The organism is Cupriavidus sp. 207A1 (assembly GCF_057798955.1).
On sequence record NZ_JBYOJO010000013.1, the window covers coordinates 37,842 to 51,330 of the forward strand.

Consider the following 13,489-nt stretch of genomic DNA (forward strand, 5'->3'; position numbering starts at 1 on the left):
CGAAGGCAGAGGAAGAAACTAATGGCAAAAGGTCCGAATAACGCCGCTCGCGCGCGTAAGAAGGTCAAGAAGAACGTTGCCGACGGCATTGCGCACGTCCACGCCTCGTTCAACAACACCATCATCACGATCACCGACCGCCAGGGCAACGCCCTGTCGTGGGCGACCGCCGGTGGCCAGGGCTTCAAGGGTTCGCGCAAGTCGACCCCGTTCGCTGCCCAGGTTGCTGCCGAGAACGCCGGCCGCGTGGCGCAAGACCAGGGCATCAAGAACCTGGAAGTGCGTATCAAGGGCCCCGGCCCGGGTCGTGAATCGGCTGTCCGCGCGCTGAACGCGCTGGGCATCAAGATCGCGATCATCGAAGACGTCACGCCGATTCCGCACAACGGCTGCCGTCCGCCGAAGCGCCGCCGCATCTGATGCGCTGGCGTGTCCGAACTCGGCGGGTTTACCTGCCGGTTTCGGATATGCTAGTATCGCGCGTTGACCTGCTGCATTTTTATGCGGCAGGTTTTCGTTTTGCGCCGCGTCAGTGTCGTAAAAGGCACATTATGATGCCGGCGTATTGGTAAATTGCTTGCAGCACGCCTCCCCAACGGGGCGCGCTTAATAAGCCCACCGTCCGTCACGGTCTGGCGTGTGCTCTGTTGCACCGCGCCGGCACTGCGTTGGCGGACTCACGGCGCGTCCTGAAGGCGCCGTGATCGATCAAAGGAAGACAACGTGGCACGTTATACCGGCCCGAAGGCCAAACTTTCCCGCCGTGAAGGCACCGACCTGTTCCTGAAGAGCTCGCGCCGCTCGCTGGCCGACAAGTGCAAGCTGGACAGCAAACCGGGCCAGCATGGCCGCACCTCGGGCGCCCGCACCTCCGACTACGGCAACCAGCTGCGTGAAAAGCAGAAGGTCAAGCGCATCTACGGCGTGCTCGAGCGCCAGTTCCGCCGCTACTTCGCCGAAGCCGACCGCCGCAAGGGCAACACCGGCGAAAACCTGCTGCAACTGCTGGAGTCGCGCCTGGACAACGTGGTGTACCGCATGGGCTTTGGCTCGACCCGCGCTGAAGCGCGCCAGCTGGTGTCGCACAAGGCGATCCTGGTGAACGGTCAGACCCTGAACGTGCCGTCGGCCCAGATCAAGTCGGGCGACATCATCACCATCCGCGAGCAGTCGAAGAAGCAGGTCCGTATCGCCGAAGCGCTGTCGCTGGCCGAACAGTCGGGCTTCCCGACCTGGGTCGCCGTGGACGCCAAGAAGTTCGAAGGCACCTTCAAGCAAGTCCCGGATCGCGCCGATATCTCGGGCGACATCAACGAAAGCCTGATCGTCGAACTGTACTCGCGTTAATCCGCGAGCAGCCGGCCCAGAGCTTGCGTTCGTCGCAAAGCTTCTCCTTCAGCCCGACGCGCTTTGCGCGCGTCGGGCTTCGCCCATCGTTACGATGGGATTTCCAGGTTCCAAACGTCAGCCTTATCGGTGTAACGAGCCGAGGGTATTGAAAAGGACAACCTAATGCAAACAGCACTCCTCAAGCCAAAAATCATCGCCGTCGAGCCTCTGGGCGACCATCACGCCAAAGTCGTGATGGAGCCGTTCGAGCGCGGCTACGGCCATACGCTCGGTAACGCCCTGCGTCGCGTGCTGCTGTCGTCGATGGTCGGTTATGCCCCGACCGAAGTCACGATCGCTGGGGTGGTCCACGAGTATTCCACCATCGACGGCGTGCAGGAAGACGTCGTCAACCTGCTGCTCAACCTGAAGGGCGTGGTGTTCAAGCTGCACAACCGCGACGAAGTCACGGTGTCGCTGCGCAAGGATGGCGAAGGCGTGGTCACGGCCGCCGATATCGAGCTGCCGCACGACGTCGAGATCATCAACCCGAACCACGTCATTGCCCATCTGTCGGCCGGCGGCAAGCTGGACATGCAGATCAAGGTCGAGCAAGGCCGCGGCTACGTGCCGGGCAACGTGCGCAAGTTCGGCGACGAGTCGGGCAAGGTCATCGGCCGCATCGTGCTGGACGCTTCGTTCTCGCCGGTGCGCCGCGTGTCGTACGCGGTTGAATCCGCCCGCGTGGAACAGCGTACCGACCTCGACAAGCTGGTGATGAACATCGAAACCGACGGCGTGATCTCGCCCGAGGAAGCGATCCGCCAGTCGGCCCGCATCCTGGTCGACCAGCTGTCCGTGTTCGCCGCGCTGGAAGGCACCGAGTCCGCCGCCGAGGCCGCTTCGAGCCGCACGCCGCAGATCGACCCGATCCTGCTGCGCCCGGTCGACGACCTGGAGCTGACGGTGCGTTCGGCCAACTGCCTGAAGGCCGAAAACATCTACTACATCGGCGACCTGATCCAGCGTACCGAGAACGAGCTGCTCAAGACCCCGAACCTGGGTCGCAAGTCGCTCAACGAGATCAAGGAAGTCCTCGCCTCGCGCGGCCTGACCCTCGGCATGAAGCTCGAGAACTGGCCGCCCGCAGGTCTGGAAAAGTAATTGTGGCGCGGGGCATCCGTCCCGCATCGCAGCAACCGCCCCGGCTGTGGCCGGGGCATGTATGACTACCGGCCCGCGTCCCGCCGCATCGGACGATAGAAGAGCTGGTCAAACACTTAACTGAAAGGAATCATCATGCGTCACCGTCATGGTCTGCGGAAACTGAACCGCACCTCGTCGCACCGTCTCGCGATGCTGCGCAACATGTCCAACTCGCTGTTCCAGCACGAGCTGATCAAGACCACCGTGCCCAAGGCCAAGGAACTGCGCAAGGTTGTCGAGCCGCTGATCACGCTGGCCAAGAAGGACACCGTTGCCAACCGCCGCCTGGCGTTCGCCCGCCTGCGCGACCGCGACATGGTCACCAAGCTGTTCACCGAACTGGGCCCGCGCTACGCCACCCGTCCGGGCGGCTACACCCGCATCCTGAAGTTCGGCTTCCGTCAGGGCGACAACGCGCCGATGGCGCTGGTCGAGCTGGTGGATCGCCCGGAAATCACCGAAGCCCCGGCCGAAGAAGCCGCGGAATAAGTGCGTTTCCTGCCCGCAGCCGTCGTGCGACGGTTCCGGGCGCACCGCTTACAATCGAGCCAGGCATCCGCCTGGCTCTTTTGTTTTGTGCGGGGCGGCGATGGCCGGCCGCGGGGGAGTGTCGATGCAAAGCCATACTGACCAATTTACCGGCCCGGACGAGGTGCTCGTCGCCATGACCAATGCTCCCGATGCCGACACCGCGGCGCGCTTGTCGCGGGCCGTGCTGGAGGCGCGCGCCGCCGCCTGCGTGAACCGTCTGGCGCCGGTCGAATCCGAGTACTGGTGGCAGGGCAAGCTCGAACGGGCGCAGGAATGGCCGCTGCTGATCAAGACCACGCGCGCACGCTACGCTGCGCTCGAGGCCGTGATCCGGCAACATCACCCCTATGAGGTGCCGGAGCTGCTCGCGTGGCCCGCGTCAGCGGGCTACGGGCCTTACCTGGAATGGGTTCGCGGCGAGACCGCCAGCGCCGCAGCAGGTACGGCAGCACCCCAGGATCAGAACAGACAGGAATCGGCTTCATGACTATCGGTTTGGCACGGCGGGCGGGCACGCCCGGGCAGATGTGGGCGCGGCATATTGCCGCAGCGCTGCTGGCGGCGCTGGCGTGGCTGTGCCTGGCGGGCAGCCTTCACGCCGCCACCGAGGACGACTTCCTGCCGCCGGAGCAAGCCTTTCGCTTTGCCGCCAGCCAGCCAGACGACAAGACCATCGAGGTGCGCTTCGATGTCGCGCCGGGCTACTACATGTACCGCGAACGCTTCGCCTTCGCCGCGCAGCCGGCCGGAGTGAAGCTGGGCGCGCCGGCCTACCCGCAGGGCAAGGTCAAGTTCGACGAGACCTTTGGCAAGGAAATGGAGACCTACCGCGACAGCGTGGTCATCCGCATCCCGGTCGAGGCAGCGCCCGCCGACGGCAAATGGACGCTGACGGTGACTTCCCAGGGCTGCGCCGACAAGGGCCTGTGCTATCCGCCGATGGAAAGCGTCCACAAGGTGGGCGGCAGCGCCCTGGCCGACCTGTTCGGCAAGCGCGGCCGAAGCGATGCGCCCGCGGCCGCGCCGGCCCCCGCACCGGCAACACCCGCCGTGCCGGGCGCGGCCGCGACCCTGCGCGCCGACGACAGTGACCGCATCGCCGGCGCGCTGGCGAGCCGCAACCTGGGCCTGATCGCCGCGCTGTTCTTCGGCCTGGGCCTGCTGCTTACCTTTACGCCGTGCGTGCTGCCGATGGTGCCGATCCTGTCATCGATCGTGGTCGGCGAGCACGTCACGCGCAGCCGCGCGCTGGTGGTGTCGCTGGCCTATGTGCTAGGCATGGCGGTGGTGTACACCGCGGTTGGCGTGGCCGCGGGGCTGCTGGGCGAGGGGCTCTCCGCCGCGTTGCAGAAGCCCTGGGTGCTCGGTGCCTTCGCGGCGCTGATGGTGGCGCTGGCGCTGTCGATGTTCGGCCTGTACGAGCTGCAGCTGCCGCAGCGCTGGCAGACCCGGCTCACGGAATCGTCCAACCGCCGCCAGGGCGGGCAAGTGGCCGGCGCCGCGGCGATGGGGGCGATCTCCGCGCTGATCGTCGGGCCGTGCGTGACGGCGCCGCTGGCGGGCGCGCTGGCCTATATCGCACAGAGCCGCGACGCGGTGACCGGCGGCGCCGCGCTGTTCGCGATGGCGCTGGGCATGGGCGTGCCGCTGGTGCTGGTCGGCGTGGGTGCAGGCAACCTGCTGCCGCGCGCCGGCCGCTGGATGGAGGTGACCAAGCGCTTCTTCGGCTTCCTGCTGCTGGGCGTGGCGCTGTGGATGCTGGGGCCGGTGCTGCCGGCGTGGGCCACGATGCTGCTGCTGGCGGCGCTGCTGCTGGTGGCGGCGGTGTTTCTCGGCGCCTTCGACGGACTGGGGCCGGATCCGCGCAACCTGGTGCGGGTGGGCAAGGGCGTGGGCATGCTGTTTGCCATCGCCGCCGCGATCGTGCTGATCGGCGTGGCCTCGGGCGGACGCGATCCGCTGCAGCCGCTGTCGCACCTGAGCGTGGCACGCAGTGGCGGCGAAAACGCCGGCGCTGCGGAGGCGGTGCGTTTCGAGCGCGTGCGCAGCGTGGCCGAACTCGACGCCCGGGTGGCGCAGGCCGCCGCCGCGGGCAAGCCGGTGCTGCTGGATTTCTATGCCGACTGGTGCGTCAGCTGCAAGGAAATGGAGCGCATGACCTTCGTCGATCCGCGCGTGCGCGCGCGGCTGTCGGAGATCGTGCTGCTGCAGGCGGACGTGACCGCCAACAATGCCGACGACAAGGCCTTGCTCAAGCGCTTCGGGCTGTTCGGGCCCCCCGGCATCATCCTGTTCGGCCCGGACGGGCGCGAGCGCCCGGTGCGCGTGATCGGCTACCAGTCGGCCAACCGTTTCCTGGAAAGCCTGGAGCGCGCGTTCGGTACGCGCACGCGTACCTGAAGCGTACGCAGGCGTACCCAGGCCTGCGGCTAGCGCTCGAGCTGCCGCGCCACGCCCCACAACGCCGCCAGTACCACCGCCACCGCGCCCATCAGGCCGATCGACCACCAGAAGCCCTGCGGCTCCTGCAGCCAGGGCATGCGCTCGAAGTTCATGCCGAACACGCCGGTGATCAGCGTCAGCGGCATGAACAGCGCCGTGATCAATGTCAGTGCCCGCATGGTGCGGTTGGTGCGGTGCGCCACCGCCGAGAAGTGGATCTGCACCGCCGATTCGATCGAATCCTCAAGCCGGCGCGCATGCGCCAGCACCCGCTGGATATGCTCCATCACGTCGTTGATGCGCACCAGCAGCACCTCGTCGCGCCCCGGCGCATTGGCCGCGCCGCCCGGCTGGTCGCTGCTGTAGCGGTTGTCCAGCAGGCTGTCGCGGAACTCCTGCAGCGCGTCGCGCTGCTCCTCGCTCAGGTGTTCCAGCTTGCGCAGCTGGATGCGCGCATCCAGCAGGCCCTCCCAGCTGGAGAAGCTGCGACGTGAGTTCAGCAGCGCGCGCTGCCAGCGGTCGAGCTGGCGCGTCAGCGGCGCGCGCAGTTCCAGGTAGCGGTCGACCATGGCGTTGAGCAGCCGCAGCATCAGGTCTTCGGGCCGGCTCGGCGGGCGGATGCCGTGCAGCAGCGACTGGCCGTTGCCACGCGCGGGCACGGCTTGCGGACGCGGTGCCTGGCACAGCTCGAGCAGGCGCTGGCGCACCTGATCGATGGTGCGCGACGGCCCGGAGCGCACCGTGACCAGCACGGTGTCGAACATGAAGAACGTGACCGGCTGGGTATCGATCTTGGCCAGTGCCGGCAGGAAGCCGGGCGCATAACGCTTCTGCCGGGCCGCTGCCTCGGCCGCGGTCGGCTTGGTGGTGCTAGCGGTGCCGGCGGCGTCTTGCGGCTCGGCCTCGGCGATGGCGCGGCTGGTTTCGAAGGTGAGCTTGCGGAAGATCACCATGTCGTACGCATGGGTCGTATCGAAGTACGACGGATGCGCCGCGTTGGTGGCGTCGGCGAGGTGCAGGTCGAGGATGGGCGCGCCGGCAAGCTGGCGCACCTGCTCGCGCCAGGCGTCGGGCGCCGCGGTGACCTCTTCGGTGGAAAAATCCGCCCACACGAACAGCGACGCCGCATTGTCCGACAGAAAGTTGCTCGCCTCGGTGAGAGAGGCGAGCGGGTGAACCTGGCTCGCTGAAAACCCTAGCAACTCCATGCGCAGTCGGTTCGGCGTCAGGCCTTCAGCAGCCGCGCGGCGTCGCGCGCGAAATAGGTCAGGATGCCGTCGGCGCCGGCGCGGCGGAACGCCAGCAGCGATTCCATCATCACCTTGTCGTGGTCCAGCCAGCCATTCTGCGCGGCGGCCTTGAGCATCGCGTACTCGCCGCTGACCTGGTACACGTAGGTCGGGAAGCGGAACTCGTCCTTGACCCGGCGCACGATGTCCAGGTAAGGCATGCCGGGCTTGACCATCACCATGTCGGCGCCTTCCAGGATGTCCTGCGCCACTTCGCGCAGGGCCTCGTCGGTGTTGGCCGGGTCCATCTGGTAGGTCATCTTGTTGCCCTTGCCCAGGTTGGCGGCCGAGCCCACCGCGTCGCGGAACGGGCCGTAGAACGCCGACGCGTACTTGGCCGAGTACGCCATGATGCGGGTATGGATATGGCCGTTGTCTTCCAGCGCGGTGCGCACCGCGCCGATGCGGCCATCCATCATGTCGGACGGGGCCACGATGTCGACCCCGGCCTCGGCCTGCGCCAGCGCCTGGCGCACCAGGATCTCCACCGTCGCATCGTTGATCACGTAGCCGTTGTCGTCGAGCACGCCATCCTGGCCGTGGCTGGTATACGGGTCGAGCGCCACGTCGCACAGCACGCCAAGCTCGGGGAAGCGGTCCTTCAACGCGCGCACGGCGCGCGGCACCAGTCCGTCCGGGTTGGTGGCCTCGATGCCGTCGGGCGTCTTCAGCGACGGGTCGATCACCGGGAACAGCGCGAGCACCGGGATGCCAAGCTTGACGCAGTCTTCGGCCACCGGCATCAGCAGGTCGACCGACACGCGCTCCACGCCGGGCATCGACGCGACGGCCTGGCGCTGGTTCTGGCCGTCGAGGATGAAGACCGGGTAGATCAGGTTGTCCGGGGACAGGCGATGCTCGCGCATCATGCGGCGGGAGAAATCATCGCGGCGCATGCGGCGCGGGCGGAACTCGGGGAAGGTGGACATAGCGGCTTCTTGGCGGAAGAGGACGGAATGCAGGCCGGCAAGCGCGGCGCGCGCAGCGTCGTGCGGCTGGCCGAAGAAAAACTAAACTTTTGTGCGTGCCCGCCATCATACTCGCGGACACTTTGCGTTGCGCGCTGCGTGGCGCGGTGTTCCCCGCTACTCCTCCCTGAGCGGGTACCCGCCCCACCGGCGGGAAAGTTTGTCCCCGTTGCTTGCGACGGGGCTTTTTTTTGCGCGCCTGCTGCCGGATCACGCGGCTGGATCGGACGCAGGGGGCACGGCGGGGGGCACGCTGTTCGCGGCGGTGGGCTCGCGTTCCGCCTTGCGCGCTTCGGGCAGGTTGAGCCAGCCGGCGATCACGCCCTGCGCCTCTTCGATGCCGCGGCGCTTGAGACTGGAGAACAGCTGCGCCGTCATCGGCACCGGCGTTTCCAGCTGCTCGGCATAGCCTTGCAGCATCTTGCGGGTTTCGCGCAGCGCCTTGGCGTTTTCGCTGTTGGTGAGCTTGTCGGCCTTGGTCAGCAGCACGTGGATGGGCCGCCCGGTGGGCAGGAACCACTCGACCATCTGGCAATCGAGGTCCGTGAACGGCCGGCGCGCGTCCATCATCAGGATCAGGCCGGCCAGTTGCTGGCGCGTCTGCACGTAATCGCTCAGCAGGCCCTGCCAGTGGTATTTGGCCGAGCCCGAGACCTCGGCATAGCCGTAGCCGGGCAGGTCGACCAGGAACGCCAGCGGGTCGGGCGCCTTGACCGGCGCCACCGAGAAATAGTTGATGTGCTGGGTGCGCCCGGGCGTGCGCGACGAGAAGGCCAGCCGCTTCTGGTTGCACAGGATGTTGATGGCGGTGGACTTGCCCGCGTTGGAGCGCCCGGCGAACGCCACCTCGGGCACGGCCGTGGCGGGCAGGTCGCGCAGGTGGTTCACGGTGATGAAGAAGCGGGCCTGGTGAAGAAGGGACATGCGCTAGAGCAGTGGGGCGGGCCGCGCAGGCCACGCGCAGCGCGCGCCAGGGCCGGGGTTCCGCCAGGGTGGGATGGCTGCGGCCGCTGGCCGCCCGCCGGGGGTTGATCTGGCGCAGCCCGAAGCGGGCACGACAAGGCGCAAGGCATCAATCCGGCACATAACTTATTGTACAATACGCCGGTTTACGGTCTCCTGAGCGGGTGACGCGTGGCATCCATGCCGCGTGCCTCGGCTGCCGTCGTCCGGGCGGGAAGCCTAGTGTGTCGTTCCATCGTGGGCAGGGCCTTTGCCCCGCATTGCGCGCTGCACCGGACGGTGTGGCGGCGGCGGGAGCGGGCTGGCGGGGTCTGCCGCCACGGCCAGCGTTGCGCGGATCGGTCAGCCGCTCGCGGGTCGCCACGATTCCCAGCCTTTTGCACTGGCGCGTCCTCACCGCCGGCAAAGCGCCGGACCGACACGCATCACGGTATCCAAAACAATTCAGAGAAGGTGTGCGAATGAACCGCATTGCGAAGATTCTGGGTGTCCTGGCTCTGGCCGTTCCTGCCGCCGCCCTTTCCGGTCTGGCATCTGCCGCAGAGCAGGCCGCCGCGAAGGCGGACCCGGCCAAGGGTGAAACGCTGTACACGCAAGGTGCCCCCGATCGCAATGTGCCCGCCTGCCTGAGCTGCCACGGTGCCGCCGGCAACAGCGCGGCCGCCGCCAATCCCAAGCTGGCCGCGCAGCATCCCGAGTACGTCCACAAGCAGCTGGCCGACTTCAAGGCCAAGACCCGCAGCAACGCGATCATGGTGCCGATGGCGTCGGTGCTGACCGACGAGGAAATGCGCAACGTTGGCGCCTACCTCGCCAAGCAGTCGCTCAAGCCGGCCACCGCCAAGAACAAGGACAGCATTGAAGCCGGCCAGAAGATCTATCGCGCCGGCATCGCCGCCAAGGGCGTGCCGGCCTGCGCCGCCTGCCATGGCCCCGCCGGCGCAGGCATGCCGGCGCAGTATCCGCGCATCGGCGGCCAGTGGGCCGACTATACCGAGGCACAACTGGTGGCATTCCGCCAGGGCACCCGCAAGAACAACCCGGTCATGACGACCATCGCCGCCAAGATGTCGGATGCCGAGATCAAGGCGGTGGCGGACTACGTCGCCGGGGTTCGCTGACGATCCGGGATTCCGCGACGCTGGCGCCCACGCGCGCCGGCGCATCGGTTGAGCGGCCGCCGCCGGATGGCGCGGCCAGCCATGCAACCGAACGCGCTTGTCACAATCGAAAAGGGTGGCCTGCTTGCCAAAGCATGTCCACCCTTTATTCATTTCCAGGCCGTACGCTGTTTTAGGTTTCACTGCACATGTCGACCGCTTCCACTTCAGGGCTGCACCTGAAGACCTCTCACCGCGTGCTGCGCGACGCGGTCGAATTGTTGTCCTCGATGCGCTTTGCGATCGCGCTGCTGACGGTGATCTCCATCGCCAGCGTGATCGGCACCGTGCTCAAGCAGAACGAGCCGTATCCCAACTACGTCAACCAGTTCGGCCCGTTCTGGGCCGACGTGTTCCACACGCTGTCGCTGCAGAAGGTTTACGGGTCGTGGTGGTTCCTGCTGATCCTGGCCTTCCTGGTGGTGTCCACCAGCCTGTGCCTGGTGCGCAACGCGCCCAAGATGATCGCGGATATGCGCTCGTGGAAGGACCATGTGCGCGAGCGCAGCCTTCGGGCCTTCCACCATCGCGGCGAGTTCGACGGCGCCCGTCCGCGCACCGAGGCCGTTGGCCGGCTCACGGCGTTGCTGCGCAACCGCGGCTACCGAGTCAAGGCGGTCGAGCATGACGGCGCCACGCTGGTGGCGGCCAAGGCCGGCGCCGCCAACAAGGTCGGCTATATCCTGGCGCACACCGCCATCGTGGTGATCTGCATCGGCGGCCTGCTCGACGGCGACCTGCTGATCCGCGCGCAGATGTGGCTGGGCGACAAGACCCCGATCCGCGGCAACGCGGTGATCAGCGAGATCCCGCCGCAGCACCGGCTGTCGGTGAACAACCCGGGCTTCCGCGGCAACGCCTACGTGCCCGAGGGCTCGACCGTCTCCACGGCGATTCTCAATATTGCCGATGGAGCGCTGGTGCAGGACCTGCCGTTCGCGATCACGCTCAAGAAGTTCAAGGTCGACTTCTACGAGACCGGCATGCCCAAGCTGTTTGCCTCGGACGTGATCGTGACCGACCGCGCCACCGGCAAGCGCACCGAGGCCACCATCAAGGTGAACGAACCGCTGATCGTCGACGGCATCGCCATCTACCAGTCCAGCTTCGAGGATGGCGGTTCGCGCCTGAAGTTCGTCGGCTACCCGATGCAGGGCAGCGGCCATGCCACCTTCACCATCGACGGCGCGGTGGGCGCCAACAAGCCGCTGGCCGGCACCGGCACCAGCGCGGACAGCGACGGACTGACGGTGGAGTTCAGCGACTTCCGGCTGATGAATATCGAGAACGTCACCGACGCCTCGGGCAAGCCCGACGCGCGCGGCGTGGCGCGCAAGTCCTTCAACGAAACGCTGGACAAGCATCTCGGCGCCGCGGCCAGCACCGATCGCGCCAAGACCCTGCGCAATGTCGGCCCGTCGGTGCAGTACAAGCTGCGCGACCGCACCGGACAGGCGCGCGAATACAACAACTACATGGTGCCGGTGCAGATGGACGGCCAGTCGGTGTTCCTGGCCGGCATGCGCGAGTCGCCCAGCGAGCAGTTCCGCTACCTGCGCATTCCCGCCGACGACCAGGGCAGCGTGGCCGACTGGATGCGCCTGCGTGCCGCGCTGCAGGACCGCGCGCTGCGCGGCGAGGCCGCGCGCCGCTTTGCGCTGGCATCGATGCCCGGCGACGACAAGGCCGAGCTGCGCCGGCAGCTGGCCGAAAGCGCGCTGCGCGCGCTCGACCTGTTCGCGGGGGCGACGCGCCCCACGCCGGACTCGCCGCCGGGCGGCTTCACCGCCATCGCGGCCTTCCTGGAAAAGTCGGTGCCGCCGGCCGAGCAGCAGAAGGCCGCCGACGTGCTGCTGAAGATCCTGAACGGTTCGATGTGGGAGCTGTGGCAGCTCGCGCGCGCGCAGGACCGGCTGCCGGTGGTGGCCAACAGTGCCCAGAGCGGCGCCTTCCTGCAGCAGGCCATCAATGCGCTGTCGGATAGTTTCTTCTATGGCGCACCGGTGTTCCTGCAGCTCGACGACTTCCAGGAAATCAAGGCCAGCGTGTTCCAGCTGACCCGTGCGCCGGGCAAGAACATCGTGTATCTTGGGTGTCTGCTGCTGGTGCTGGGCGTGTTCGCGATGTTCTATATCCGCGAGCGCCGGGTCTGGGTCTGGGTGAAGGACAAGTCCAGCGACCAGTCTGCCGGCCAGCCCGCCGCGGGCAACGCCGCCGACGGCGATGCCGGCAGCCATGTGCTGATGGCGATGTCGACCCAGCGCCGCACCATGGATTTCGAGAAGGAATTCACCGCACTGCGCGACGACATCGGCCGCGCCGCAGGGGGCCGCAGCGCCACCGCGGAGCCCGCCGGCACACCCCACTGAATGAGCAGGTACGCTATGTCCTCTAATGTGAACCAGGCCGATCGCGCCATGCGCGGTACCCCGCGCGCCGACACCGGCGCCGACGAGGCCTACCTCGAACCTTCCTTCCTGCGTCGCCTGAGCTGGGTGGACTGGCTGTTCGCACTGGCGCTGGCCGCTGGCGCCGGCGTGGCGCTGGCGCAATACGGGCAATGGATGGACGGTTACGACAAGGCCGTGCTGATCGGCGCCGTGCCCACCTTCGCGCTGCTCGGCTGGCACTGGAAGCCGGTGCGGCCGCTGATGGTAGCGCTGGCGGTGCTGTCGCTGTTCGCGATCCAGCTCTACCAGGGCCAGCTCGCGCGCGCCGAACAGGCCTTCTTTCTCAAGTACTTCCTGTCGAGCCAGTCGGCCATCCTGTGGATGAGCGCGCTGGTGTTCCTGTCGACGCTGTTCTACTGGGTCGGGCTGGCCACGCGCTCCGGCACCGGCTACAGCCTCGGCAGCAAGCTGTGCTGGGGCGCAGTGGTGCTGGGCTTTACCGGCATGCTGGTGCGCTGGTACGAGTCCTACCTGCTCGGCGCCGACATCGGCCACATCCCGATCTCGAACCTGTACGAAGTCTTCGTGCTGTTCACGCTGATCACCTCGCTGTTCTACCTGTACTACGAAGGCCGTTACGCCACGCGCGCGCTGGGCCCGTTCGTGATGCTGGTGGTGTCGGCCGCGGTGGGCTTCCTGCTGTGGTACACGGTCAGCCGCAATGCGCAGGAGATCCAGCCGCTCGTGCCGGCGCTGCAAAGCTGGTGGATGAAGATCCATGTGCCGGCCAACTTTATCGGCTACGGCACCTTTGCGCTGGCGGCGATGGTCGCGGTGGCCTACCTGCTCAAGCAGCGCGGCGTCCTGGCCGAGCGCCTGCCGGCGCTGGAGCTGCTCGACGACGTGATGTACAAAGCGATCGCCGTCGGCTTTGCCTTCTTCACCATCGCCACCATCCTCGGCGCGCTGTGGGCGGCCGAAGCCTGGGGCGGCTACTGGAGCTGGGACCCGAAGGAAACCTGGGCGCTGATCGTCTGGCTGAACTACGCGGCCTGGCTGCATATGCGGCTGATGAAGGGGCTGCGCGGCACGGTGGCGGCCTGGTGGGCGCTGGTGGGCCTGCTGGTGACGACCTTTGCCTTTCTCGGCGTCAACATGTTCCTGTCTGGGCTGCACAGCTACGGCGAGCTCTGACCCGCGCATGCTGCGAT

General features: G+C 67.1%; 12 protein-coding genes. 9 read left to right on the forward strand and 3 right to left on the reverse strand.

Annotated features, from left to right (window positions below; genetic code table 11):
• The first annotated feature begins 21 nt into the window (after positions 1 to 21).
• From rpsK to dsbD, 6 genes are all read left to right on the forward strand, one after another.
• A complete protein-coding gene (gene rpsK, locus AC3FMM_RS22605; RefSeq protein ID WP_010812376.1) occupies positions 22 to 420 on the forward strand; it encodes a 30S ribosomal protein S11 in 399 nt (132 codons plus the stop codon).
• Between the two features lie 303 nt (positions 421 to 723).
• Positions 724 to 1,347 (forward strand): 30S ribosomal protein S4, encoded by a 624-nt coding sequence (rpsD, locus tag AC3FMM_RS22610; RefSeq protein WP_063241270.1) that lies wholly within the window; start codon positions 724 to 726, stop codon positions 1,345 to 1,347.
• A gap of 165 nt (positions 1,348 to 1,512) precedes the next feature.
• Entirely contained in the window at positions 1,513 to 2,493 is a 981-nt protein-coding gene (locus AC3FMM_RS22615; RefSeq protein ID WP_010812374.1) for a DNA-directed RNA polymerase subunit alpha, read from the forward strand.
• A 135-nt stretch (positions 2,494 to 2,628) separates the two neighbouring features.
• On the forward strand, positions 2,629 to 3,024 hold the full coding sequence (gene rplQ, locus AC3FMM_RS22620) for a 50S ribosomal protein L17 (protein ID WP_010812373.1): 396 nt from the start codon (positions 2,629 to 2,631) through the stop codon (positions 3,022 to 3,024).
• A gap of 124 nt (positions 3,025 to 3,148) precedes the next feature.
• Complete coding sequence (gene cutA / locus AC3FMM_RS22625; RefSeq protein WP_116313196.1) at positions 3,149 to 3,553, forward strand: divalent-cation tolerance protein CutA; 405 nt, start codon at positions 3,149 to 3,151, stop codon at positions 3,551 to 3,553.
• Positions 3,550 to 5,466 carry a protein-disulfide reductase DsbD gene (gene dsbD, locus AC3FMM_RS22630; RefSeq protein ID WP_488687513.1) on the forward strand — a complete coding sequence of 639 codons (1,917 nt, stop codon included), beginning with the start codon at positions 3,550 to 3,552 and terminating at the stop codon, positions 5,464 to 5,466. The genes cutA and dsbD overlap by 4 nt, the downstream gene beginning before the upstream one ends.
• 29 nt (positions 5,467 to 5,495) lie before the next feature.
• On the opposite strand, the gene AC3FMM_RS22635 is transcribed toward dsbD, so the two are convergent.
• The 3 genes from AC3FMM_RS22635 to yihA form a co-directional block, all read right to left on the reverse strand.
• The gene (locus tag AC3FMM_RS22635; RefSeq protein WP_116313194.1) at positions 5,496 to 6,716 is read right to left on the reverse strand and encodes a magnesium transporter CorA family protein; all 1,221 of its coding nucleotides are present in this window, start codon (positions 6,714 to 6,716) and stop codon (positions 5,496 to 5,498) included.
• Between the two features lie 17 nt (positions 6,717 to 6,733).
• Positions 6,734 to 7,726, reverse strand: a complete 993-nt coding sequence (hemB, locus tag AC3FMM_RS22640) for a porphobilinogen synthase (protein WP_165835224.1) — start codon at positions 7,724 to 7,726, stop codon at positions 6,734 to 6,736.
• Positions 7,727 to 7,975: 249 nt separating this feature from the next.
• Complete coding sequence (gene yihA / locus AC3FMM_RS22645) at positions 7,976 to 8,689, reverse strand: ribosome biogenesis GTP-binding protein YihA/YsxC (protein WP_116313193.1); 714 nt, start codon at positions 8,687 to 8,689, stop codon at positions 7,976 to 7,978.
• Between the two features lie 500 nt (positions 8,690 to 9,189).
• On the opposite strand from yihA, the gene AC3FMM_RS22650 reads away from it, so the two are divergent.
• The 3 genes from AC3FMM_RS22650 (at position 9,190) to ccsB (ending at position 13,472) form a co-directional block, all read left to right on the forward strand.
• Positions 9,190 to 9,849, forward strand: a complete 660-nt coding sequence (locus AC3FMM_RS22650; protein WP_092317600.1) for a c-type cytochrome — start codon at positions 9,190 to 9,192, stop codon at positions 9,847 to 9,849.
• Positions 9,850 to 10,037: 188 nt separating this feature from the next.
• Positions 10,038 to 12,257: a cytochrome c biogenesis protein ResB gene (locus tag AC3FMM_RS22655; protein ID WP_488687514.1), complete on the forward strand. Its 2,220-nt coding sequence runs from the start codon at positions 10,038 to 10,040 to the stop codon at positions 12,255 to 12,257.
• Positions 12,258 to 12,305: 48 nt separating this feature from the next.
• Positions 12,306 to 13,472, forward strand: coding sequence for a c-type cytochrome biogenesis protein CcsB (ccsB, locus tag AC3FMM_RS22660; protein ID WP_116313306.1), 1,167 nt, complete (start codon positions 12,306 to 12,308; stop codon positions 13,470 to 13,472).
• Positions 13,473 to 13,489: the final 17 nt, after the last annotated feature.

Coding starts and splice junctions, on each gene's coding strand:
- rpsK (WP_010812376.1), top strand. CDS start 22: ATGGCAAAAGGTCCGAATAACGCCGCTCGCGCGCGTAAGAAGGTCAAG.
- AC3FMM_RS22615 (WP_010812374.1), top strand. CDS start 1,513: ATGCAAACAGCACTCCTCAAGCCAAAAATCATCGCCGTCGAGCCTCTG.
- rplQ (WP_010812373.1), top strand. CDS start 2,629: ATGCGTCACCGTCATGGTCTGCGGAAACTGAACCGCACCTCGTCGCAC.
- cutA (WP_116313196.1), top strand. CDS start 3,149: ATGCAAAGCCATACTGACCAATTTACCGGCCCGGACGAGGTGCTCGTC.
- dsbD (WP_488687513.1), top strand. CDS start 3,550: ATGACTATCGGTTTGGCACGGCGGGCGGGCACGCCCGGGCAGATGTGG.
- AC3FMM_RS22635 (WP_116313194.1), bottom strand. CDS start 6,716: ATGGAGTTGCTAGGGTTTTCAGCGAGCCAGGTTCACCCGCTCGCCTCT.
- hemB (WP_165835224.1), bottom strand. CDS start 7,726: ATGTCCACCTTCCCCGAGTTCCGCCCGCGCCGCATGCGCCGCGATGAT.
- yihA (WP_116313193.1), bottom strand. CDS start 8,689: ATGTCCCTTCTTCACCAGGCCCGCTTCTTCATCACCGTGAACCACCTG.
- AC3FMM_RS22650 (WP_092317600.1), top strand. CDS start 9,190: ATGAACCGCATTGCGAAGATTCTGGGTGTCCTGGCTCTGGCCGTTCCT.
- AC3FMM_RS22655 (WP_488687514.1), top strand. CDS start 10,038: ATGTCGACCGCTTCCACTTCAGGGCTGCACCTGAAGACCTCTCACCGC.
- ccsB (WP_116313306.1), top strand. CDS start 12,306: ATGCGCGGTACCCCGCGCGCCGACACCGGCGCCGACGAGGCCTACCTC.